This window comes from Pseudoalteromonas sp. SR41-4 (assembly GCF_014163985.1).
GTDB lineage: Bacteria > Pseudomonadota > Gammaproteobacteria > Enterobacterales > Alteromonadaceae > Pseudoalteromonas > Pseudoalteromonas rhizosphaerae.
Genome location: NZ_JACJEI010000009.1, coordinates 1 through 24,655, shown reverse-complemented (window position 1 = coordinate 24,655; position 24,655 = coordinate 1). Strand labels below are relative to the sequence as shown.

Below are 24,655 nucleotides of genomic sequence, written 5' to 3'. Positions count from 1 at the left end.
TATAGTTGAAAGTAACGAGCTGGAAACACTGGCCTAATATCGACTTAGATGCTGACTTACTAGCAAAGTCAGTTATTAGATACCAAGATATTCATGATCATTGCTTTATAAAACTGAGCTGTAATAGTAATAGTGTATGTAGCGCATTTGGCATTAAACGGCACTTCAAACATAACCCATTAGGAACAGTTGAAAAAAACAGCTACCCCCATAGTTTATCAGCTTTGTTAGATGATAAAAAAAGCCCTAAAGAATTAAACGATTGTCCGCAACTACTCATAAATATTGAAGCACATAAACGTGTTAGCGAGCACTTTAGCAATGAGAATAAACTGTGTTTTGCAACGGTTTACTCTCCGCTTTATCATTTAAATTCAATGCTTGCGGGTACATTAACTGCAGCCGAGTTAGAGCGCGCACCTTACAAAAAGATGTTATCTTTATTAAGTGATATAACAGCACAATATATTGAAGCTTTACTATTAATTAAAAATGTTAGAATTTACTACTGCAGCTTTCATGCTTGTGGTGCATTTTGCAGTTATCAGCAATTTAAAACACTTGTAGCGCCTTATGATGAACAATGCATAGCGCAGTTAACACATCAAAACCACCTTCTTCACTATCATTGCAGTTCTTCCATTTATTTTGATTACCTAGATAGTAACAGGTTCTCTTTACTATCAATTGATGACTGCCACGATGTGGTATCTATAAAAGCTTTGCTCACTAGCTTCCCTGATATTACATTTGTAGGGCTATTGGATAAATTATTATTACCGCGCCCACTTAAAACGGAAGAAATTGAACAATTTTTATTATACTGCCGCCGCAACTTAGACCTTAATAGAGTCATTATTGCCCCAAGCTGCACTCTACCTGTAAGCATTAAAAACAATACATTATTAAGAACATGTTCTATTGTGAAAGAACTGTGATTTTTATTTATATCTACGGAAAATAATCAATTGAGCATAATACATACAGAGTTAATAAAAGGCATTGAGTTATACCAAAAAAACCAATACCAATTAGCGCAGGCAAAATTTAAATATGTACTGAGCAAAGACCACTCATCTTTGATTGCACATCGTTATTTGACCGAAATAGCACTGATAGAGGGCACAGCAAAAAATCACATAGCGCCATTAATAGCTTACATGGCAGCACACCCAGCTTCAAGTGAGCTTAGTTATACCTTAGGTATGTGCTACCAACAAGCACGTGAGCTTCCCTTAGCGGTTGCACAATATCGCCATGCATTAGAGATGTTTTTAGACACTCCACCCATCCATAGCTACAAACAACAACCAAAAGTTGAATTCGATACCAAAATACATGAGGCCTTGCTATGGAAAACCCTTGCCCTTTTACGCCAAGAAAACATTAAATCCTTTGCCACAGCAGGTAGCTTATTGGGCATCATACGCGAAGGTGCAATTCTCCCTTTTGATAAAGATATTGATATTGGAGTTGATTGGGGGCAAATGGAGCAGGCTATTACACTTTTAAAAAGCCAAGGCTGGCATGAACATATGCGCTCTTATGACTTAATTAACCCACGATGCTTTGCTCACCCAGATGGAGTGACCTTGGACATTTGTGGCTTTGGTGTTGATACCGCCAACCAACAAACTATTTGTGGGCTTTGGATGAGTGATATTCCCTTTGAGTGGAATAGAATTACACAATATCCAACCTTAAATTTAGTAGAAAAAACAACTCCCTTTGGCAACGTATGGCATCTAGCACAACCTGAACTGATATTAAGTGCGCTTTATGGAGATTGGCAAACACCCGACCCTCTTTTTGATACTATTTTATGCGCAAAAAATATTCGCTCATTCTCGTTATTAACACAGTGCTTTGTGTATTCAAGGCTTTATAAGTTATGCTTAATGAGTGAATGGGGGAAATTAAAACACATATTAAACCAACTTACTTTTTTTGATAATAACGACGAATTAATAAAAAAATTAACCGATAAAGCCGAAAGTATGCCTACATGACTCTAAACTCACAAATACATAGCTTAAATTCAGATAATAAAAGCAGTCATAATACGCGCTGTTTGGCTCTTGGTGTATTTGACTTATTTCATATTGGTCATTTAAATTATTTAAAATTTGCTAAAGCACAAGGAAGCGAACTGTTTGTTGCGGTTGCGTCAGATGACTTATGCTTTGAAAATAAAAATACGTTTCCGATCATTAATCAGCATGAAAGAATGGCGATTATAAGCGCACTGGCGATCGTGGATCACGTTGCCTTAGTGCCAAGTCCAATAGTAAAGACTCAGAGCACTTGTAAATGGATACAAGCATGGGGAGTAAATAAGGTGGTTGTTGGCGGGCAATGGCAAAATAGTGAGCGCTGGAATGAAGCCGCTGATGCATTACAAGCGTACGATATTGATGTCATGTTTGCACCACAAACACCTAATATTTCGAGCTCGGGTATTAAGAAAAAAATAATCACATCTTATTCCGATAGTTTGTAATGCACGTTTTAATTCTACATTACAAGTTTTTACCGCTTATATGCACACTCAATACGACAATGTACAATCTGACATAACCATATTTATAGCCTTTGAATAGTCGCTATAAGCTAAACTCTAAACTCTAAACTCTAAACCAGTATTATTTTTAAAAGAACACGGATTTAATTTGAATAATTTACGTAAACGCACAGCGCTATTTTTTGAAGGTAATGGAGAGTACCGTAAGACTGGTCATTACATCGATATATTTCTAATATCGCTGATAATGATTAATGTGATTGCAATTGTGCTTGAATCCGTGGTCAGTTTGGCTCAGCAATATAAGTATGAATTTTTAATACTTGAGCTTGTCTCGGTTAGTATTTTTGCCATCGAGTATTTACTTCGCCTTTGGTCATGCGTAGAACGTGCCGAGTACAAAAGTCTAGACTGTGGTAATTTTCAACGCCGTTTAAAATATTTACTCTCTCCTTTAGCCTTAATTGATCTCATGGCAATCCTGCCCACGCTCTTAATGATGTTTATCACCTTTGATTTACGTTTTTTAAGAGTGCTCAGACTCCTACGTGTTTTTAAGCTCACTCGTTACTCACGAGCAATGCAGCTACTTTTACAATCATTTCGTGATGAAAGCAGTTCGCTTTTGGCCGCATTCTTTATAATGGCAGTGGTGCTAATTTTAGCTTCCTGCGGAATTTATTTAATTGAACACGATATACAACCGGATAAATTTGGCTCCATTCCTGCGGCAATGTGGTGGGCAATGGCAACGCTGACCACTGTAGGTTATGGTGACGTTGTGCCAGTAACACCGCTAGGGCGTTTTTTTGGCGGCGTGATCACGTTACTGAGTATGGGAATGGTAGCAATACCCACCGGCTTATTAGCTTCGAGTTTCTCTGAACAGCTACGTAAGCGTAGGATCATGTTTAGTGATGCGGTGCATGAATGTCTGCATGATGGCGAGCTAGATGGCAAACTAGATGATGCGCAACTGGAGCATCTAGAGAATTTGCGCTGTAAGCTTGGTTTAAGTAAGCAAGAAGCAAACAAAGCAATTAAGTCTCAACTTAGTGCACGCACTAAAAACCTTTATTGTCGTCACTGCGGTGAACGCCAAGACTAGATATAGCTTCTAGTTAAAATTTCAACTGTTTAGGGCATCAACACCGCAATTGGTTTAATTGTAGTGTTGAGTCTCAAAAACGTTATGACTCAGCAAATAAAACCCAAGCTATAAAAAAGAAGAAAGCAAAGAAGACCATACCTTTTATATAGCCAGTATTTCGAACTTTAAGCCAAAATTCTCTTTGAGTTTTTTGCTCCGTATGACTGAGCAAATAATCACAATGCGGGCACCTGTTTCCTAAGTACATAATCAAATTACAATTAGGACATCTCGCTGATGGCTTAAATTCGGACATATCCATAATAGTAGGCTTCTCAGGCTTCATAACTTCCTTGATTCATAATAGTTATTTTTTTGCTAAAACAAGTTAAGCTTAAAAATTCAAAAAAGTAACCATTTATAAACTCGGCACTGATATTTTCACCATTTAATAAAACTCTAGCTAGCATTAGTCTTCATTCAACAACGACTGCCAGTCTTTATTTAATAATGCGCTTACATCATCACCTGGGATTGGTTTACTGAATAAATAGCCCTGAAATAAATTACAGCCTAAGTTGCGCAAAAAGGTAAGCTGCTGCTTAGTTTCAACGCCTTCTGCGACGCATTCTTTACCTAAGCTTTTCGCCAATGCAAGCGTTGACTGAATAATCGCTTCATCGTCACTATCTATACCAATATCAGTTACAAAACTGCGATCAATTTTCAGTACATCGATCGGAAAGCGCTTTAAATAAGTGAGTGAAGCATAACCTGTACCAAAGTCATCCATATATAAGCGACAACCTAGTTGCTTCAACTTTGACATGCTATTTAACGCTTGCGGTGAATCATGCATCAGCACTGATTCTGTAATTTCAAACACCACAGAGCTGGCTGATACATCAGCATTAATTAGAGCACTGCGAATTTCATCAACTAAATTTTTATACTCAAAATCCAGTGCAGACAGGTTAATAGACACATACAAGTCAGGCTTTTGTAACTGCCACTGTTTAAGTTCAATCAACGCTCTAGCTAAGGTTTGCAACATAATTTTTGTGATCAAACCGATACTCTCAGCAGCAAGCGCAAACTCTTGCGTTTCATAGCTGTTATTTTCTGGCCAACGCAGCAATACTTCCAGCCCTTCGGCCTGATGAGTTTTAGCATTAACAATCACTTGGTAATGATTACAAAACGCATGATTTTGGTAGGCTTGAGTTAATTGTGATTCTAAATGCAGAGAGCGTTGTACATGCTGATTCATTTCTTGTTTATAAAATTGATAACAACCTTCCAAGCTCTTTTTCGAATGATACAGTGCAATATCAGCCGCTTTAATTAAACTTTTAGCACTGAGTGCATCATCAGGCGAAATCGCCACGCCAATACTTAAACTGACACTAATCGCTTGGTTGTTAATAATGATGTTGTCATTCAAGCTGGCCATCAACTTAACGCACAGTAAAACAACCTCTTCGATTTGTTGAATGCCCTCGACTAACAACATAAATTCATCACCGCTAAAACGGGCTACACTATCTTTGGCCTGTACACGCGATTTGATCCGCAGTGCCACCGCCTTTATTATCTCATCGGCAGCTTCATGCCCTAGCGAGTCATTAAAATACTTAAAACGTTTGATATTAATATTGAGTAACGCTACTTTTGAATTTTGGCCTTTTGCCTGTTCAAGTGCGTGTTCAACTCGGTCATTAAATAAAGTACGATTTGGTAACCCCGTTAAACTGTCGTAATTTGCTAATAAAAACAATTCATTTTCAGCTAACTTTTGCGCATTAATATCAGTGAGGATGACCACATAGCTTTCTAAGCGTTGTTCAGTATCTGCCACAGCACTGACTTTAATTAATACATGGCGAGATTCACCATTAGCTAAGTAAACGGTATCTTCTGCAGAAAAATGTTCACCAGCTTGCAATTCCTTCATTACACGTAAATAGTTAACCCTTACAACACGACTTAACCCTAAGTGTAATGAGCAGCTAGAACGATAATCAACAGGAAAGTTAAATGCGCTCTGCAGTGCTTTGTTGGTAGCTAAAATACGTAAACTTTTATCCAGAATAAAGACCCAATCGCGGGTTTGCTCAAATGCTGCGCCAAATAAACGGGCATGTTCTTCAAACACTAATTCACGAGTCATATTAGTGTAAGTGCCGGCCACTTTCTCGGGTGTACTTCCTTGCCAAGCAACCACTTTGCCAAAGTCTTTATACCAGCGCCAATAGCCTAATTTATGGCGTAAACGATAGGTGCAGTTAAAATAGCCTTTCTCGGTGGATAAAAATTCTAACCATTCGATACGAAAATGTTGTTTATCTTTAGGATGTATTTTTGCTAAATAATCATCCAAATTAACCGATTCAACATCATAACCCAGCTCATTTTTAAGTCGTGGTTGATAAATGATTGGACTTGAAGATTGCCAATCCCACACCCCTGAACGACTGCCCTCTAATGCTAACTTTAAGCGCGCTTCACTTTCTTGGCTTTCTCTATGGGCTGCTAATAATAATTGCTGAATTCGATTACGACGCATAATCCAAGCCGCAACTAATCCAAAAAACACCAGTGCGTAAAGCACTATAAACTGAGGCGCGCGCCATAGCGGGTATTTTACCACAATGTCCAATACTGCCGGTTGTGTGTAGTCGCCAGTAAGCGGATCTTTAGCCCAAATTTTTAGTTGGTATTTGCCGGGGTTAAGTTTTGGAAATAGCACTCGGTTATTATTACGGGTATAAGACTTTTGCCCATCAGAGAGTTGATACTCATAAATAATACGTTCTTGGTAGTTAAATGCCATTGCCGAAAAAGCCACTTCAAGACCTATATCGTCGTGCTCTAAGGTGATTGTTTTTATTGGTTGCTTAAGATCCGTAGATAATTCACGAGACATCAAATCAATGCTGGTTATATTTACATGATCAATTAAACCATGCCTAGGTTGATTATCATTTGGGTAAAAATAGCTAAATCCCTTTAACGTACCATAGACTATTTGGCCGGTTTTTAAACGCGTAAATGCACCACTATTAAACTCGGTAGAGACCAGTCCTTCTGATGTCGTAAATTGCTGAAAATGTTTGTTTTCTGGATTTAATCGCCAGATCCCTTTATGACTACTCATCCAGATCATTCCAGCATCATCTAACACCATATCGTACAATAAGGTGCCGAGCTTATTTTTATCTAAATCTATGGTATACAACAGCTTGTAATTCGATGCATCAAGACCAATTAAGCCAAAATTCGATAACGTGATCCACAGCACATTATTATTATCAACAATATAAGACATTACATTAACGGCTACATTTTCGTGTTGCTGTGGCACGGTATAGATTTTTGTTAAAGCAAATGAGTTTGGATCAACCTGATAAAGCACCCCTGCATTATAAAATAACGGGGAGTCAGGTTTGGTAGATAAAGGCGGTAAGAAACCATAAGCTAAAAACGGTTCAAACTTTTCAAATTCACCACCTAAAGGAGTGATCTTTTGGCTGTCGATATTATAAACAAACATGCCATGATCAGAATGAACATAAAATAATTCACCATTTGGCATCAATACTGAGCCATGTATCCACCCTGTGATCAGGTGTTGCTGGCTTGGGTCGGCTGTTGTTGCAGGAAAAATTTCATAGCTATGCGGATCAAAACTAAAAATCCCGCGATTAGTACGCAGCCACAATTTATCTTTATAAGGAGAAATAGCGTAGATATTAAATTCAGTGGTAAACAAATCAGCTTGATAATCTTTTAAAAACACTTGCCCTTGATTAGTTTTTAAATCAACCGCAGTTAAACCATTATGAGTTGCTAGCCAGAGTTTATCTTCATACTCGGTTATGCCCCAAATAGAAGGGTGCGATAAACCATCACCGGAGAGCATGCTGGCATTAACATTTTCAAAATGATAATTATCATAAGGTAAATAAAATGCCCCATCACTTTTAGTAGCTGTCCACATAGCGCCGTTACTATCTTTGACAATATCGATAACACTTGGATCTGCCAGTGAGTATTTACTTTCTTTTACTCTATTATTTTTAGTCAGCTCACCGCTATTCAAATCGAGACTAAATAAACCTTTATCGGTGCCTAAATCAAGCACCCCATGGTCATTTATTATTTTCCAAATATTAAGATCGTTCAATATGGTTTTATTTTTAAAAGGCACATCTGGGCGCTCAAACATACTCGGTAAATCACTAATATCAACTTGATATAAACCACGTACGGCCCCCACTAACAGTTGCTCATTTTCGCCTATTGCAAACGACTTTATATAATTTTGATACACATGGTCTGGCTCGGTGCTTAAATGCTCTAATTTTCGGTATTGCCCAGTTGCTATATGATAGACATATGCGCCAGTACTGGCGGCAATGAAGATATAACCTTTGTAATGTAATAAATCGCGGATCACGGTATTACGAGTGCGCTCTGGTAATTCAAAAATAGTCTCAATTTGGCCCGTCGCTAAATCAAGGCGAGCAAAGTCCCAACCACGGCCAATCCATAATGACTTATTATCGGTGGCAACCATACTAAATACAGACTGACTTAAGACTTGTTCTTCACTGGTGGGTTTTGATAAAAATTGTTGATAACTATCGGTACTTGGATCATAGCGAAACAGCCCTGCAACTAACGATGCAATCCAAATATAACCATCCGGGTCTTGATATATAAGGTCAATAATTGCTTCATCTAATTCCCCGTTTGGCCCTGCAATATGTACTACCTGATAGCCATCGTAACGATTTAAGCCTCCTTCAGTCGCCAACCAAAGATAGCCGCTTTTATCTATCAACATGGTATTGACATAGCTTTGTGATAAACCTTCACTTGGCGATAAGCGTTTTACCTGCGCCATAGTAGCTTGGCTAGCAACAACAAAGGCGGCTAACAAAAAGAACACACTAGCCTTAAACCATTGACCCATCTAAATTTCCACGTGGTTGTTTTAACAAATTATTTTTACTAGCACTGCATAGCTACGATATTTCGTTGCTGATAGACAGTAAAGAGTGTATCTAAAGGTGGTGGCAATGTTAACACAAAGTTAAAGCCAATTGATTGATAAAAATCAGCTAAATAGTTATAAGCAAATGTATAAACGAGTGAATTTTGATTAGACAAGGTATGAATTAGTAGTTTTTTTGCAATTCCTTGACCGCGCCAAGCAGGTGCAACCAGCAAGGTAGACAAAAACAAATAATCACTGCGATTTTGAATTCTGCATGCCGCGACAATAACTAAGTCATTATAAACAACCCACACTTGATCTTGTCTGGTTGCCCGACCTCGGGCTTTATATTGATCGTAAAACTTATTCACTAAAGGGGTTTTAATTGGCTCTAGGCATTCAAAACGCAATGCCGTCATTAACTTTGCATCGTCGCTAAATATTGTTCAAATTGCTGCTTCAAAAACATCTGCTCTGCCACTGGCCGACTATGAATTGTATTGTATATTTGCTCACGAGTACTCTTACCACGCTTTATTTGATAAGCCCAAAACGATGCCTCGTAATCCAATTGAATTTGATATTTTTGTTCACGAGGTAGTAAGCATAAGTTAAACGACATAAATTACCAGTTATTACTAATCATATTAATGCCCAGAGTATAACAAACATTTGCCTAAAAGAGTCACGGCTAAACTTGCGCTTTTTAGCTTTTAAACGTAGATTGGTGGCGTTTTTAGTCCTAATATGGAAACGCTGTGATTAAGTGCTTTTTTTATCTCATATTGCTCTGTTATTCACTAACGCCACTGAGCACTATAGCGAACATGCAACATATGCTGTTTAATCGCCCAGCCGATACCCCACAGGCTCGCTATGTGATTGAGCTGATGACCCTTGCATATAAGGAACTTGGCTATGATGTACATATTATTGACTTTAATCACCAAAGCGCTTTATCTGCAGCGAACAATGGCACGCTTGATGGCCAATTAGGGCGAGTGGCCAGTATCAGTCAACAATATCAAAACTTGCATCCGGTTAACTTTGCGCTATTTGAGTTTAACCTTGTGCTATTAAAAAACTGCCAACAATGTACATTTGAGCAGCTAGACAATATCGCCATTCAAGTTGGTTATCCTGCAGCGCAGAGTTACCTTAACGAACACCCTTTTATTGGTGACATTATTAAGGTGAAAAGCGTCACTGCTCAACTTAATTTACTCACTCAAGGTAAAGTACAAGGTGTGATTTTACTCGACTTTTTATTGTCTACTAAACACCCTCAGTTTAATGTTAAGCAATTTCAAACTGAAATACTGGCACCAATAAAAAGCTATCACTTTTTGCATTCACGCCATAGCGCATTAATTCCTAAGCTTGAAAAAGAACTGCATAAACTCAATGAAAATGGCACAGTTCGTTTACTCAGGGCTAAACATAATCTTGATTAAAAACCAAAATCCCCCTGCTCCGATGGTGCTGACTTAGCGATAAGTGCTTGGCGCTTTTGCAAGTAACGTTTATAACGCTGTTGACACAAACTAATGACTTGCTTTTTTTCTACGTTTGAAAATGAATTCCAACCAAAGCGTTCCTCCCGACTTCGATAGCAGCCTTTGCAATAGCCTCGGTTATTTACCTCGCAAATGCCTTTGCAAGGACTTGGAATTTCAAAAATTTCAATTTGTTGCATAACAAACATCGGCCAATAAACACAACTTTAGTATAGCCCGTTTTTTAAACGAAAAAAAACCGTAACTTAATTACGGTTTTTTTGAAGATGTTTTACATTAGTTATTGGCCGCTTTCGCTACTATTAAACTCAACCTTACGATGAAATGGCTTAGCGTACATAGCTAACACCAGAGGTTTTAATTCATCTGGAACACGCGCCATACGCATCTCAAATGCCTGAGCATCGGCTTTATTAATCACCGCCTGTTTACAGCCACCAGCGATATAATTTCCTGGGTGTAAAAAGAACGAATCAATAATTTGCTCATCGATGGTTTTTGCCAGCTGCTCTGGTGATTCACACCCGTCTTCAATTGGTTGCCCAAATGCTAAATGAACATGCCCTTTGGCGGTACTAAAACCTTCAACAATACTGGCAATATCTTCACCCGCTGACTTTACATATTTACCATGATGCTGCTTATGATAAAGCTCTCTGGCTTTGGCTGTTGCACAAGGTTCATATTGATATGAAATTGATACTGGTACAATTTTTAGCTCACGTACATACTCAGCAAACTCTTTCTTTTGCTTACGACCATTAAGCTGCAACATTTTAAGTAGCGCAGGATCTGTTTGATCAAAGCCATCTTTAGCGCGGCCTTCTTTTTGTGCAATCCAAATTGAATCACCACCAGCAAGCGAATCGTAAATATAAGCTGAAAGCTGCGATAGTGCTCTAAGCATTTCTTTTGGCGCTTTAACTGAGCGCTTAACAATAAAGCTTTTATTTAAACGCATCAGCTCGGTGATATAAGGGATTTGCAGTAAGTTATCACCGATGGCGATACGGACTGTCTTCATTTTGTGACTGAATAAGCCCCAATTAATTAAAGCAGGATCAAGTACGATATCGCGATGATTTGAGATAAACAAATACGCTTGCTTTGGATCGAGTTGATCCAAACCAGAAAAGGTCACCTCAGTTGTGGTGCGTTTTACCAGCTGTGCTAAATACTTAGCAACGATTTGTTGAACTTGCTCAACACTGTTGATAGCGCCCCACTTTTTACGTAACTGATACTTTACCAATGTTCTAGATAAAAAGGGTACAGCTGATAAAAAACGCGGTAAGTTATATTTTGCAACTACATCAATAAACGCATTATCATCAATCAAGCGTGCAACCGAAGCGGCTACTTCATCATCATTGTAAGGTCTTATATCTGCGTACTTGTCCACTGGTTCACTCATTACTGCATCTTTAAAGTTAAAAAAACGGTGCGCTCGTGCGCACCGTTTATATTCTATAGGCGATTATAACTCAGACAACCTAAAATGCGAACTAAGTCATTAATTTGGTCCATTGTTTATATTTTATAACAGCTAAAAATCTTTTTAATAACATTCAATTATGCAATGCTCTTACCAGTGCTGCGGTATTTACTAAACGCTCCTTTAAGAACTAAACGCGCCATTAACAGTGCTAAAATAGTACCACAGAGAAGGGTTAACCAATGTGGTAGCACTTGATGTTCATCACCTAATAATGGTGTAACAACAAAGCCAAATTCAGCCACTAAATAATCGGTTAAAAAACCAAATATCAAAGCGACACCTATTACACCAACTAAATAAGCAACCACTGCACGCTTACCAAGCTCATTGGCAACCACGCCAAGCGTCGCGACATTAGTGGCAGGACCTGCCAACATAAAGACTAAAACAGCGCCAGGTGCTACGCCACTTAATAACAAACCAGCTGCAATCGGCGTTGATGCGGTCGCACAAATATACATGGGAATACTAATCACGATCACCACCAGCATAGCCAAAATACCACTGCCCCATTGGGTTAAAAATGATTCTGGTACATAAGTTTGCACTAAGGCTGCAAAGAACAAACCAATCATTAACCACTTCATAGTATCTGATAGCAATTTGTTACAGCTAAAACTCACTGCCTGTTTCATCTTTTGCCATTGGCTGGCTGGTGCTGCACTTGATGTATCGCAACAACTTGCCTTCTCTTCAACCGCTGCTGGTTTCGTTGAACAGCAACTAACCGTCTCTTCGACCACAGCTGATTTCGTTGAGCAACAACTTATCTTCTCTTCAACTGCTGCTAATTTAGTTGAACAACAACTTATCTTCTCTTCAACCGATGCTGGTTTAGTTGAACAACAACTAACCTTCTCTTCGACCGCTGCTGGTTTCGTTGAACAGCAACTAACCTTCTCTTCGACCACTGCTGATTTCGTTGAGCAACAACTTATTGTCGTTGCTCGCTTTTGCTCATTATTAACTTCACTGATGTGATCTGTAGTTTGCGTTTTTTCAGCATCACGCCCCACTAAGACACCAGCGACAATAGCACTGCAAATCGCCGCTATTGGACGAATTATAGCCATAAAAGGACCTAGTAACACATACGATACCGACACCGAATCAACCCCTGTTTCTGGCGTCGATACTAAAAACGCAGTGGTAGCACTTTTTGAAGCGCCTGCACGTCTTAAACCAATTGCAGCAGGTATTACACCGCACGAACATAATGGCATTGGTGCGCCAATTAAAGCAGCTTTAACAGTCGTCCAAAAACCTTCTTTTCCCAAGTGTTTATTTAAGAAATCAGCCGGTAAGTACACATTTAATAACCCAGCTATTAATAAACCGAGCATTAACCAAGGTGCAGATAATAAAAATAACTGCCAAAAATTATTGATTAAGTCCATCAATGTCCTCCAAAGTGGTTAATATCGAACAGTTATCTGCGGGCTCTTTGCCTCCGCAGCACTTATCAGCTAACACAGATAATGATTGATGAAAACGTGTTAATTCAGCAATACGCTCTGCGACTAAGTCACGCTTTTGTATTGTTAAGTTTTTAACTTCATGGCAAGAATGCTGATGTTTTTTAAATTTAATTTGTAATAGTTCTTTGATCTCAGCCAAGCTAAAGCCAACATTTTTAGCGCGCAAAATAAACATCATTTGCTTAAGATCGGTTTGGCTATAATCTCGATAACCTGCTTGCGTTCGCGCTGAAGGCGTTAACAAAGCATGCTTTTCATAGTACCTTAGGGTATCTGTAGAGACACCTAATTGACTGGCAAATTCGCCTATTTTCATCACCGTCTCCAATTAACATATTATCAACTGATGCTGAGTATAAACCTTAGAGTACACACCAAGGTCAAGCATTTATAAATTTTTATTATAAGGAAAGCTCATGAATATTACTCTTCTCGATACTGCTACGCTTGCAGGCACATCCCTTGAACCTTTTCAAAAACTTGGCAACTTCACTAGTTATTCACTAACCAGTCCAGCACAAGTATTAGCGCATAGTGCAGGCGCTGATGTCTTGATCACCAATAAAGTGGTACTTAATCGCGAAACACTGGCAAAACTCCCTGAATTAAAGCTCATATGTGTAGCCGCAACTGGCACTAACAATGTTGATTTAGTCGCCGCTAAAGAGTTTGGCATTGCCGTTACCAATGTGGCCGGGTATTCAACACCTTCGGTTGTACAACATACCTTTGCACTGATCACAAATTTACTGGGTAATACTCACCGCTACATTGCTGATTGCCAACAAGGGTTATGGCAACAAAGCGAGATGTTCTGCCGCCTTGATTACCGTTTTAATGATATAGGAGGTAAAACTCTGGCAATTATCGGTTATGGTTCGCTTGGTAAAGCTGTTGCGGATGTTGCACGTGCTTTTGGTGCCAATGTAATTATCAGTGAGCGTAAAAACCAAGTAACTAGAGAGGGCCGAACAGAATTTTACCAAGCAATAAAAACAGCTGATATTATTAGTGTACACTGCCCTTTAACCGATGAAAGTCGTGATCTGATTGGTGCTGCTGAACTTGCTATGATGAAACCCAATGCCATTTTAATTAACACCGCGCGCGGTGGTATCGTTGATGAAGCTGATTTAGCCAACGCACTGAGCAATAACCAAATTGCAGGAGCGGGATTTGACGTATTAAGTAAAGAACCAGCTGCGAAGGATAATCCATTGGCCGCTTATCGTGGTGATAATTTAATACTGACTCCACATATTGCATGGGCCAGTGAAGAGTCAATCATTCGCTTAGTAAAGCAAGTCAGCTTAAATATTAGCGCATTTAGCCAAGGTGAAAGTTTAAATAGACTGGTCTAATCAACTAACTTTTAGTTAGTCACGCTATAAAAGGTGGTTAAATATAATGCACCACCTTACAAAAAAAATATAATTCATTGATTTTAAATAACATAAAATATTGGCTAGTTCTTTGCTAGCTAATAGATAAATTAAAATCAATATTTAGTATCCAGGATAAAATAATGAAAAAAGTACTTTTAATTGCCGCGCTTGCAGCCCCTCTTCTTACTGGTTGTGTAATTGCAGTATCCGATGGTGAAGCACAAACACACTGGGCTGGTAATAGTTCAAGCTGGGAAGAACATCATCAATTTAATCGTGAAAGCATCTCAGGGCTCACTTTAGATACCAGCTATCAAAATGTATTAAATAAATTAAAAACTCCCGACTTTACAGAATTATTAAAAAAAGACGGTGATGTATACCAAGTACTATTTTATGCCACCCACAGTATTCACTCTGACGGAAAAATGACAAAAGATGAATGTACTCCACTGGTCTTTAAAAACGAGAAACTGATTGGTGTGGGTGATAGTATTTATAATTCACTTAGCGCCATTTAGACACAAAACTAAAGCAGTAAAGAGTGGAGCATATTCACTCTTTATTTGCTGTAGTAACTGACTTTACTAACTTGCGTCAATAACTCGAGCGATAATTTTATCGCGGCCACTATCTTTAGCTTGATATAAACCTAAATCGGCTTCTTCAAGTAATATATGCTCAGAATAAACTTGACCAAACTCAGTTGTAGCAACCCCAATACTTATCGTAATGTGAGCGGCATTGAGTGATGCTTTATGCGGGATAGCTAGCGTATTAACAGCATCTCTGAGTTTATTAGCAAATTTTAATGCCTCGTGTTGGTTGGTATCGGGTAACACTGCGGCAAATTCTTCTCCACCGTAGCGCGCAACAAAGTCAGTGCCACGCTCACACGCTGCAACTAATGCATGTGCAACACGTTTAAGGCAGTCATCCCCGGCACGGTGACCGTAACAATCGTTATAACGCTTAAAATGGTCTATATCTATTAATAGCACCGATAACGGTGTACCAGCTCGACGGCTGCGACGCCATTCTCGCGATAAGCTTTCATCTAAATAACGCCGATTGGGTATTTCTGTCAGCCCATCAATGGAGGCGAGCATTTCTAACAAATCATTTTTTTGCTTAATCAATAATTGATTTCGCACTCGTGCACGTACTATTGCGGGACTAAATGGCTTAGCAATATAGTCCATTGCGCCTAATTCAAACCCTTTTGCTTCATCATCATGGCTTGTATTAGCTGAAATAAAGATAACTGGAATAGAGTGCGTAGTTGAATTTTCTTTTAACTGAATTAATACCTCATAGCCATTAATGCCAGGCATTACAATATCGAGTATAATTAAGTCAACCGCAGTTGATCTAACAAATGTCAGGGCTTTTTCACCACTTTCAACTAAAAATATTTCGTGATCATTCGCTAATGTTTTTTCCAACACCAATCGATTTAATGGGTCATCATCAACGATCAGTATTTTGGCTTTCTTCAACATTTACTGAGCCTTGTATTTGAATGTATCTATTTACTTGTACTAATTCGAACTCTAACTGACTCAGGGATATTTGCCCTACGTCTGGTGTCTTACGTAGTCTACTTTCTAATTGCTGAGCGGTAGCACTTAGGCGATTAAAGCCAAGGTTTCCTGACACACCTTTAATACTATGCACTAATCGTTCCAACGCTTTTGTTTGCATCGGCACTTTTAATTGCTGCAGATGGCTTACACACAACTTAGCAAGTTTACCCAACATAACCTGTAGTAAATCATTATGGCCCGAGAATTGTTCTAATGCAAAAGAATGATTATAAAAAACAGCGCCGGTAATTTTCAGCTCATTTATCGCCGCTAATAACGTCGCTGCAACTACTGGTTTTGTTAAATGTTTATTCATACCCACTGCAAGTGAGCGTTGCTCGTCAGCTGCTTCACAATGCGCAGTTAGCGCAAAAATAGGTAATTGCTGTTGATCATAACGTTGTCGCAATAAAGCGGTTGCTTGCAACCCATCGACTTCTGGCATTTGAATATCCATTAAGATCAGATCAGGCATGACTTGTGTAACCAAATCTATCCCTGCCATCGCCGAATTTGCTGTCATGACATTAATATGTGCTTGACTTAAGATATTACTAATAATATCTAAATTAAGCTGATTATCATCAATAACTAACACTAGTAAGCCCGCAACGTTGAGTTTGCTCTCTGCCGTTGTCAGATTTACATCAGGGCGTTTAGATATCGGCTCAACTTGCTGTATTCGTTGTACTAATGCAGAACTTTTCACGCTGCACATTTGCATACCTTTAAGAGTAGGCAGCGGAGTATTTGGATCATTTTTAACAACATAAAGCTGCGTGTTATTACTCATCAATGCTGTTTTTATATTGTCTCGCGTTATTACTCTCGGTAGATCAACGTCATTAATGATGATCCGCTGATAATCTGCTAATACAGCGTGGTCTGTTAATTCAGCTAACTCAGAAAATTCTAGCGGTTTTAATGGCGCTAATGCGGCAGGTAAATTAATTCCCCGCTCAGAATGAATCACTAAAGTATTGTGCCAGGCGATAGGGTCGATTTGAGCGGCAACATTAAAGGTTATGGTAAAGAAAAACTCACTACCTTGGCCTTTATTACTGACAACTTTAATTTCAGCTCCCATTAATGCCACTTCGTGTTTGACTATAGCGAGCCCTAAACCAACGCCTTGATGGGTGCGAGTGAGTGATTCGTCGCCTTGCGTAAATGCGTCAAATAATCGACTCTGATCAGCTTTATCAATACCGATCCCGGTATCAATCACTTTAAAACACAGAGTTTGTTGTGTTGGCGTCAATTCAACGGCTGTTATTTTCAAAGTGATACTGCCATGTTCAGTAAATTTCACGGCATTGGTGAGTAAATTACCGAGCACTTGCTGTAAGCGAATATAATCGCCGACTAACTGCGGAGCAATTAGCGGATCAATATCGATATTAAAAGCCAACTCTTTTTGCTGGCAGAGCCCTATTAATACACTCTCGCAGCTGTCAACAAGTGCAACTACAGCAAAATCAACTAAATCTAATTGCACTTGGTTATTTTCGATTCGCGCAAAATCAAGCATTCGATTAAGCATGGTTAATAAACTTTGCGCAGCATTTTTTGCTTGAACTGCATGCTGTTGCTGCTGCGCTGTTAAGCCTTGCTGAGTTACCATATCAATAAGGCCTGTCACAGCATGCAGTGGCGTGCGTATTTCATGGCTTAAGTTAGCAATAAATCGGCTTTTGGCCTCGGTTGCCCGCTCGGCATCTTGTTTGGCCTGAGTCAATGCACTGACATCTTGAATATGAATAACATAATAGTAAGGTGCTTGTTGCTCATCCCATACTAAAGAGACACTCAGCTGCCACCAGCAATTTAGCTCTTCTTGTCCTAAAGTAAGATGGTAAACTTTCTTTTTCTCACTCAGCAATAAAGCTAAAAGCGTTGCTATTTCTTGCCACTGTTGCCGTGGAAATAAATCCACTAATAATAAATCCTGCTCAGTTTTATCAATCTTAAAAATCTTTCGCGCAGTTCGATTAAGTTGTAATACGGTCTGTTCAAGTGAAAGTAAAATCACCCCATTAGCTGCATACTCTATGGCGCTGCGAAACTTAGACTCTGACGCTTTTAATGCCAAAAGAGCTTGTTGTTGGGCGGTTATATCCCGGCCAATTCCCATTGAACCTAGTAACTGATTTTGATCGTTATAAAATGGCGCGATGGTTAATTGAAAGGTTTGTAGCTGGGTTTCAAGTCGTTGCTCAGCTTTCATTTTGGTTGTTAAAACTTGTTGCTCTAATTCGCTGATCTGGCCATTATCATCACTAATATCACATAACTGCTGACCAACTAACTGCCCTTGCTCAATACCTATGTATTGTTCATAAGCACGATTACATCCTAAGAATGAGCCATCAATGTTTTTAAAATAAATAAGATCTGGCACACTATTGAGCATAGTATTCAATAATGCTAAATGGCGTTCTTTAGCCTCATAACTGCGTGCGAGTTCACGGGTCTTTATTTTTACTTGATCATCAAGTTCACTATTTGCCTGCTGCAATGAGTTTACCAACTGCTGATTTTTGTTAAGTACCCACTTGATTCGGCTAAACCACGGCTGCCAGTTTGCTGGTATATGATAATTTGAATAATCTTTATAGTGCTCCTCATTTTGTTCAAGATACGCCATTAAATATGTCATGGGTTTTACAAAAATACGCTGGCTTAACCATAACAAGGTACTGAACATCATCACTAAAAACATACTCAAAAAAGTAAGTTCAATTAATACATCAGTTACAATCGGTGAGGCTAATTCATCATGTGATGCAAAATAACCCGCATAAATTGGTAGCTGCTTTTGCGCTTGTAAAAGAGTGAGATTACCCTGATTATCTAATTCTGCTAATGGCGCTTTAGCTGAAGGCCAATACTCCGCTAATGGCGTGTCTTCTTCAATATCGTAAAGTGAGCTGATAATGACGTGCTGCGCACTATTTAAAAATATATATTCGCCACTGCGCGGCGATATTTTTTTTAGCCATTGCGATACTGCCGATAAGTCATAAATCAAAATAATATAATCTTCACTGCCCTGCTCACGCGCACGCCCTATTGATAAGTAGTTTTTACCAGCCACCTCTACTATCGCACTTGATGTCAGTGAGTTGTCAGCCAGTGCTGGGCGCAACTGGCCATCCAATACTTGAGTTAACATTAGGCTATCTTCGTCACGACGACGTTTTATATAAACAAAGCCTTGCTCATTAACATAAGCAACTGCCGATAAGGATTGAATTAACGATAATGCGGTATTAAAAGCAGGTCCCAAGGCGATCACTTGCTGCCATTGAGCTATCGCATTAGGAGTGGTCGAAAACTTACCTTGCCCGACAATTTCACCGCCTCCATCAGGGATTTTTCGGTAATAATAATTCTCTTGCTGATTAATATCTTCAAGCCATTGCGGCTCAAATTGATACGACAAAGGTTGCTCGTATAAAGAGAACAGTGTGTTGATCAAGCCATCAGCACCATTCATAGCATGCTCAACTTGCGCTGCTATATTGGCAAAATCCGCTTCACGTTTAGCAACGGCGCGATCTAATTTAATATTATATAAGTGTAAACATAATAGAAAAGCCACCAGCAGCGGCACAATAAGTGCCACAGCCAGTGAACGATAGTAATGTTTTAAAGGTAGAAAATTCAATCTACAATCCGATGCTTGGCGCTAAATTTGTCAACAAGGTTAGCGAGCCAAGTGGGACTGCGCAAGTTATAAATTTTCTTCCGCAAACGATGCTAAACGGCTTCTCACCACACCATTTAAGTTAACCGTGGCGCTGCCTTCAAAATCTTTGAAGCGCTCCACAATATAAGTTAAACCAGAAGTAACTGGAGTTAAGTAATTACTATCTATTTGCGCAAGGTTACCAGAGCAAATTAACTTAGTACCTTCACCACAACGGGTAATAATAGTTTTCAGCTGTGAGGCGGTAAGGTTTTGGCTTTCATCTAAAATGACCACGGCATTTTGAATGCTGCGACCACGCATAAAGTTAACTGATTTAAACTGTATGTTTGCCTTTTCCATAATATAGTTACGGCTTGAAATAGGGTTTTCGTCACCTTTGTGTAATACCTCTAAGGTATCGGTGATCGCAGCTAACCATGGTGCCATTTTTTCCTCTTCGGTACCTGGTAAGAAACCGATCGACTCAGCAATTTCAGGAGTATTTCGGGTGACAATTACCTTATCGTAAATACCTTTTTCAACCACCATTTCCAAAGCACAGGCAAGCGCTAGTAATGTTTTCCCACAGCCTGCAGGACCTGTTAAAATAACTAATTCAATACCGGTATCGAGTAACGCATCCATTGCCATGCCTTGATAAATATTTTTTGGCTTTACTCCCCATGCCGACTGATGCATTAAACGCTCAACACCGATATCTTTGAGCATAATATGCTGCTCATCATAAGATTTAACTCGTGCGGCAAACTGACCGCTGTCATCAAGTAAATATTCATTGCAAAACACATCGGGGATCAAACTTTTTGCCACTTTATGAAACGCATCACGACCATGTTGCTCGGTTTCACATTCGCCCACATGCTGCCAAAAATCGCCAGCAATTTTTTTATAACCACTGGAGAGCAAAGCAATATCATCAATCAGCTGATCGGTACGATAATCTTCAACAAATTTAAGCCCTGCGCCTTTGGCCTTTAAACGCATATTAATATCTTTGGTAACTAACACCACTTTGCTATTAGGATGTTGTTTTTGTAGGTGCACGGCACAATTGATAATACGGTGGTCATTTTCGTTGCCAGGTAAACCTGAGATAGAATCGGAAAATAAATGATCATTAACAATAATAAGTGTGCCAGCCGAAGATGCTTTGGCCTTTTTATTACTAGGTAGAGCGACACCTTTGAGCATTTGTTCTGGTGTGGCATCTTTGAGTACTTCATCCAAACCACGAATGGCCACACGGGCATCACGGCTGACATCATGCTTACGATCTTTTATATGATCCAGTTCCTCTAAAACTGTCATGGGAATTACAACATCGTGTTCTTGGAATGATAAATACGCGAGGGGTTCGTGAAGCAATACATTGGTATCTAGCACATACATTTTACTATCAAGGTTCGAAGCTTTTTCCATAGCACTTTCCTTACGTTTTATGATTTTTATGCTATACACAACTAATCAAGTAAAACGGGTGAACGCTCACCCTGAAAAACTTAATTGCTAGGTATATTCTAAGTTTAGCTTAGATGTCATAAAAGTCTGTTTTATGACAAACCTTTTTTTGTTTTGAATTAATCCTTATTGCAGCAGCTTTAATAGGAATAATTCACAGTTATTAAATTAATTAAAAGTCAGCTGGTTCGTGCCTTGCAGTGGTGTTAGGTAACAGGTAACATAGCCGCCTTTTTCTTCATAGACGAGACATACATGAATTTTTCCTTAGGTCAGCGTTGGATCAGTGATACAGAGTCAGATTTAGGATTAGGCACAGTGGTTGCCCTTGAGGGCCGTCAGGTCAGCATTTTATTTCCCGCCAGTGGCGAAAACCGTGTTTACTCAATGCTAGAAGCACCGGTTACCCGTGTGGCATTTAATCCTGGTGATGTGATCAAAAGCGTTGAAGAATGGGAACTTGAAGTCGAGTCAATTGAACCTATCGGTGATTTACTTTGTTATCACGGCACTCGTATTGATAACGGTGAAAAAGCACAATTAAAAGAAACGTTTTTAGATCACTTCATCAAATTTAATAAACCACAAGACCGCTTATTTGCCGGTCAAGTTGACCGTTTTGATCGCTATACATTGCGCTATCAAACATGGCAACACCAGTTTGAACGCCAACAATCACCTATTAAGGGTTTGATTGGCCAGCGCGCAAGCTTAATTCCGCATCAGCTTTATATTGCACAAGAGGTCGGTAAACGGTTTGCTCCTCGAGTATTATTGTCTGATGAAGTAGGCCTTGGTAAAACCATTGAAGCAGGGATGATTTTACATCAACAAATTATCAGTGGTCGCGCAAGCCGAGTGCTCATCGTAGTGCCGGAGAACTTGCAGCATCAGTGGTTAGTTGAAATGCTGCGTCGCTTTAATTTACACTTTTCAATTTTTGATGAAGAGCGTTGCGATGAAGCATTTGCCGACTCACCAAATGTATTCGACACTGAACAGTTAGTACTAACTAGCCTTGAGTTTTTAACCAAGAAAAAACGCTGGTTTGAACAAGCAACAATGGCTGATTGGGATTTACTGATTGTTGATGAAGCGCATCATTTAAGTATTACCAACGGTAAACCAAGCACTGAATATCAACGTATGGCTGAGCTTAGCCAAGATATTCCAGGGCTGATACTATTAACAGCAACACCGGATCAACTTGGTCACCGCAGCCACTTTGCGCGCCTACAGTTACTCGATCCTGATCGCTTTTATGACTACGATGCCTTTGTTGCTGAAGAAAGTAACTATAAGCATGTGGCAGAGGCTGCTAATCAATTATTACAACAGCAAGCCCTTGATGACAACGCCAAAGCCACGCTAATTGAGCTGTTAAAAGAAACCGACATCAGTAAGGTGCTTGAACAAGCGCAAAATGGCGATGCAGGGGCCCGTAAAGAGATTTTGGCTATGTTATTAGATCGCCATGGCACAGGCCGTATTTTGTTTAGAAATAGCCGTAGCGGCATTGACGGCTACCCTAGTCGCAAACTACACGCCTACCCGATGGCGATGCCGAAACAATATAAAACGGCAATTTCAGTATTGGGCAATATGAGCGGCATTAAAAATGCAGAGCTTAGCGCGCAACGCGCCCTATTCCCTGAAAAAATATTCCAAGAGTTTGAAGGCGAAAGCGCTAGCTGGGGACAATTTGATCCTCGAGTAGAATGGTTGATCGACACCCTAAAAACCCTTAAACGGGAAAAAGTCCTGCTTATTTGTGCTAAAGCCGAAACCGCTATCAGCCTTGAGCAAATCCTGCGTGAACGCGAAGCGATTAAAGCCTCAGTGTTCCATGAAGGCATGACAATTATTGAGCGAGATCGCGCCGCCGCATTCTTTGCTGATGAATACGACAATGCACAAATATTATTGTGCTCTGAAATTGGTTCAGAAGGTCGTAACTTCCAATTTGCTCATCACTTAGTGTTATTTGATTTACCACTGAACCCAGATTTACTTGAGCAACGTATTGGTCGCCTTGACCGTATTGGCCAAACTCAAGATATCAACATCCATGTACCGTACTTTGAAAACAGCGCACAAGAAGTATTACTGCGTTGGTATAACGAAGGCTTAGATGCCTTTGAAACCACCTCAAGCACCGGACAACTTTTGTATAAAGAGTTTAAAGATGAGCTACTTGAGTTTATTGCCGCCCATAACTGTGATGAAGACGAGCTAGAGCCATTACTAGAGCAAGTAGCCGGTCAAAACGCAGTCCTGCGTAAACAAATGGAAAGCGGGCGTGACCGTTTGCTTGAGTTACACTCATCAGGCCAAGGTGCAGCAGACTCGCTGGTTGTTGATATTGAAAAACTAGACAACCAGTTTGAACTACCAAGTTATATGATCAACGTGTTTGATACCTTTGGCGTTAGCCAAGAAGACAAAGGTGAAAATACTATTATCTTAAAGCCAACTGAGCATATGCTAAATCCGTCATTCCCAAGTTTAAAAGATGACGGCATGACAGTCACATTTGACCGTGACACAGCACTGGCACAAGAAGATGTGCATTTCATCAGCTGGGATCACCCTATGGTGCAAGGCACCTTAGACATGATCTGTGATGATGACTTTGGTACTGCGTCAGTCGCATTACTTAAAAACAAAAAATTACCACCAGGCACCTTTTTTGTTGAGCTAATTTACGTAGCAGCAGCCATGGCACCAAAAGCGCTGCAAGTTGGCCGCTTTTTACCGCCGACGCCGATTCGTATTTTGCTCGACAAAGCCAGTAATAACCTAGGCGATAATGTAGGTTTTGATGGCTTTAATCAGCAGCTTTCTGCGGTAGGCCGTCAAACAGCCAGTAAACTTGCTGGAGCACTACAAAGTGCGATTCACCCAATGCTTAAAACAGCACAAGAAATGGCGCAAACTAAGTTAGAAGTCATTCGCACTGCGGCGCTTGAGCAAATGCAACAATCGCTCAGTGAAGAGCAGGCGCGTTTAGCTGCTTTAAAACAGATAAACCCAAATATTCGTGAAGAAGAGCTTACCTTCTACGACAAGCAACGCATTGAACTAACAACTTATATTGGCAAAGCCCAGCTGCAACTAGATGCCATTCGCTTAATTGTGGTATCACATTGATTTGAGAGCTGAGCTTTAAGTTATAAGCTGTAAGTTTTAAGTTTAAAAAAGCGCGGTGTATTAAGTTACAGCGCGCTTTTTTATTACATGTTACGCTGAAAACCCACGCCAACAAGATATTGCCTATTCGTAGCAGATGTATGGACTCCTCCCCATTAACGGGAGAGTACGGTATAAAGAAACTGCAGAGAATCTTTTACCAAATTAGGAGTCCATACATGGCACATTGTAATTTAGTTGCTATTGATTTAGCAA

18 protein-coding genes are annotated in these 24,655 nt (G+C 39.6%); 8 read left to right on the top strand and 10 right to left on the bottom strand.

What is annotated here, in order from left to right:
• Positions 1 to 5: 5 nt before the first annotated feature.
• The 4 genes from H5180_RS09320 to H5180_RS09305 all read left to right on the top strand — a co-directional run bounded on the left by H5180_RS09320 (position 6) and on the right by H5180_RS09305 (position 3,629).
• Entirely contained in the window at positions 6 to 938 is a 933-nt protein-coding gene (locus H5180_RS09320) for a uroporphyrinogen decarboxylase family protein (protein WP_182758124.1), read from the top strand.
• A 30-nt stretch (positions 939 to 968) separates the two neighbouring features.
• On the top strand, positions 969 to 2,009 hold the full coding sequence (locus tag H5180_RS09315) for a M48 family metallopeptidase (protein WP_182758123.1): 1,041 nt from the start codon (positions 969 to 971) through the stop codon (positions 2,007 to 2,009).
• A complete protein-coding gene (locus H5180_RS09310; protein WP_182734555.1) occupies positions 2,006 to 2,500 on the top strand; it encodes an adenylyltransferase/cytidyltransferase family protein in 495 nt (164 codons plus the stop codon). The genes H5180_RS09315 and H5180_RS09310 overlap by 4 nt, the downstream gene beginning before the upstream one ends.
• A gap of 169 nt (positions 2,501 to 2,669) precedes the next feature.
• Entirely contained in the window at positions 2,670 to 3,629 is a 960-nt protein-coding gene (locus H5180_RS09305) for an ion transporter (RefSeq protein ID WP_145234904.1), read from the top strand.
• Between the two features lie 451 nt (positions 3,630 to 4,080).
• On the opposite strand, the gene H5180_RS09300 is transcribed toward H5180_RS09305, so the two are convergent.
• Genes H5180_RS09300 through H5180_RS09290 form a run of 3 tightly spaced genes read right to left on the bottom strand, consistent with a single transcriptional unit; the run spans position 4,081 to position 9,235 of the window.
• The gene (locus tag H5180_RS09300; RefSeq protein WP_145234903.1) at positions 4,081 to 8,589 is read right to left on the bottom strand and encodes an EAL domain-containing protein; all 4,509 of its coding nucleotides are present in this window, start codon (positions 8,587 to 8,589) and stop codon (positions 4,081 to 4,083) included.
• A gap of 38 nt (positions 8,590 to 8,627) precedes the next feature.
• Positions 8,628 to 9,032: a GNAT family N-acetyltransferase gene (locus tag H5180_RS09295; RefSeq protein WP_182731333.1), complete on the bottom strand. Its 405-nt coding sequence runs from the start codon at positions 9,030 to 9,032 to the stop codon at positions 8,628 to 8,630.
• Complete coding sequence (locus tag H5180_RS09290) at positions 9,032 to 9,235, bottom strand: DUF3283 family protein (RefSeq protein ID WP_064667173.1); 204 nt, start codon at positions 9,233 to 9,235, stop codon at positions 9,032 to 9,034. The genes H5180_RS09295 and H5180_RS09290 overlap by 1 nt, the downstream gene beginning before the upstream one ends.
• A gap of 205 nt (positions 9,236 to 9,440) precedes the next feature.
• Between H5180_RS09290 and H5180_RS09285 the strand changes: the two genes are divergently transcribed.
• Positions 9,441 to 10,067, top strand: a complete 627-nt coding sequence (locus H5180_RS09285; protein ID WP_182758122.1) for a transporter substrate-binding domain-containing protein — start codon at positions 9,441 to 9,443, stop codon at positions 10,065 to 10,067.
• Here the strand turns inward: H5180_RS09285 and H5180_RS09280 are convergent.
• From H5180_RS09280 to zntR, 4 genes are all read right to left on the bottom strand, one after another.
• Positions 10,064 to 10,309 carry a DUF1289 domain-containing protein gene (locus H5180_RS09280; protein WP_145234900.1) on the bottom strand — a complete coding sequence of 82 codons (246 nt, stop codon included), beginning with the start codon at positions 10,307 to 10,309 and terminating at the stop codon, positions 10,064 to 10,066. The two genes, H5180_RS09285 and H5180_RS09280, sit on opposite strands and share 4 nt — an antisense overlap.
• Before the next feature lie 101 nt (positions 10,310 to 10,410).
• Positions 10,411 to 11,544, bottom strand: coding sequence for a 1-acyl-sn-glycerol-3-phosphate acyltransferase (locus H5180_RS09275; RefSeq protein WP_145234899.1), 1,134 nt, complete (start codon positions 11,542 to 11,544; stop codon positions 10,411 to 10,413).
• A 158-nt stretch (positions 11,545 to 11,702) separates the two neighbouring features.
• Positions 11,703 to 13,025 (bottom strand): SO_0444 family Cu/Zn efflux transporter, encoded by a 1,323-nt coding sequence (locus H5180_RS09270; protein ID WP_182758121.1) that lies wholly within the window; start codon positions 13,023 to 13,025, stop codon positions 11,703 to 11,705.
• Positions 13,009 to 13,422 carry a Zn(2+)-responsive transcriptional regulator gene (gene zntR, locus H5180_RS09265; protein WP_145234897.1) on the bottom strand — a complete coding sequence of 138 codons (414 nt, stop codon included), beginning with the start codon at positions 13,420 to 13,422 and terminating at the stop codon, positions 13,009 to 13,011. The genes H5180_RS09270 and zntR overlap by 17 nt, the downstream gene beginning before the upstream one ends.
• Positions 13,423 to 13,522: 100 nt before the next feature.
• Here zntR and H5180_RS09260 point away from each other — a divergent pair, with 100 nt between their 5' ends.
• Both H5180_RS09260 and H5180_RS09255 read left to right on the top strand, forming a co-directional pair.
• Entirely contained in the window at positions 13,523 to 14,467 is a 945-nt protein-coding gene (locus tag H5180_RS09260; RefSeq protein WP_182758120.1) for a D-2-hydroxyacid dehydrogenase, read from the top strand.
• 164 nt (positions 14,468 to 14,631) lie between these two features.
• Positions 14,632 to 15,012 (top strand): DUF3192 domain-containing protein, encoded by a 381-nt coding sequence (locus H5180_RS09255; RefSeq protein ID WP_145234895.1) that lies wholly within the window; start codon positions 14,632 to 14,634, stop codon positions 15,010 to 15,012.
• Positions 15,013 to 15,078: 66 nt separating this feature from the next.
• Here H5180_RS09255 and H5180_RS09250 read toward each other — a convergent pair whose 3' ends face one another.
• The 3 genes from H5180_RS09250 to H5180_RS09240 all read right to left on the bottom strand — a co-directional run bounded on the left by H5180_RS09250 (position 15,079) and on the right by H5180_RS09240 (position 21,211).
• Positions 15,079 to 15,993: a diguanylate cyclase gene (locus tag H5180_RS09250; RefSeq protein ID WP_182758119.1), complete on the bottom strand. Its 915-nt coding sequence runs from the start codon at positions 15,991 to 15,993 to the stop codon at positions 15,079 to 15,081.
• A complete protein-coding gene (locus H5180_RS09245) occupies positions 15,962 to 19,747 on the bottom strand; it encodes a PAS domain-containing hybrid sensor histidine kinase/response regulator (protein WP_182758118.1) in 3,786 nt (1,261 codons plus the stop codon). The genes H5180_RS09250 and H5180_RS09245 overlap by 32 nt, the downstream gene beginning before the upstream one ends.
• 66 nt (positions 19,748 to 19,813) lie before the next feature.
• Entirely contained in the window at positions 19,814 to 21,211 is a 1,398-nt protein-coding gene (locus H5180_RS09240; RefSeq protein WP_182758117.1) for a PhoH family protein, read from the bottom strand.
• 294 nt (positions 21,212 to 21,505) lie between these two features.
• On the opposite strand from H5180_RS09240, the gene rapA reads away from it, so the two are divergent.
• Complete coding sequence (rapA, locus tag H5180_RS09235; protein WP_145234827.1) at positions 21,506 to 24,400, top strand: RNA polymerase-associated protein RapA; 2,895 nt, start codon at positions 21,506 to 21,508, stop codon at positions 24,398 to 24,400.
• The last annotated feature ends 255 nt before the right edge of the window (positions 24,401 to 24,655 follow it).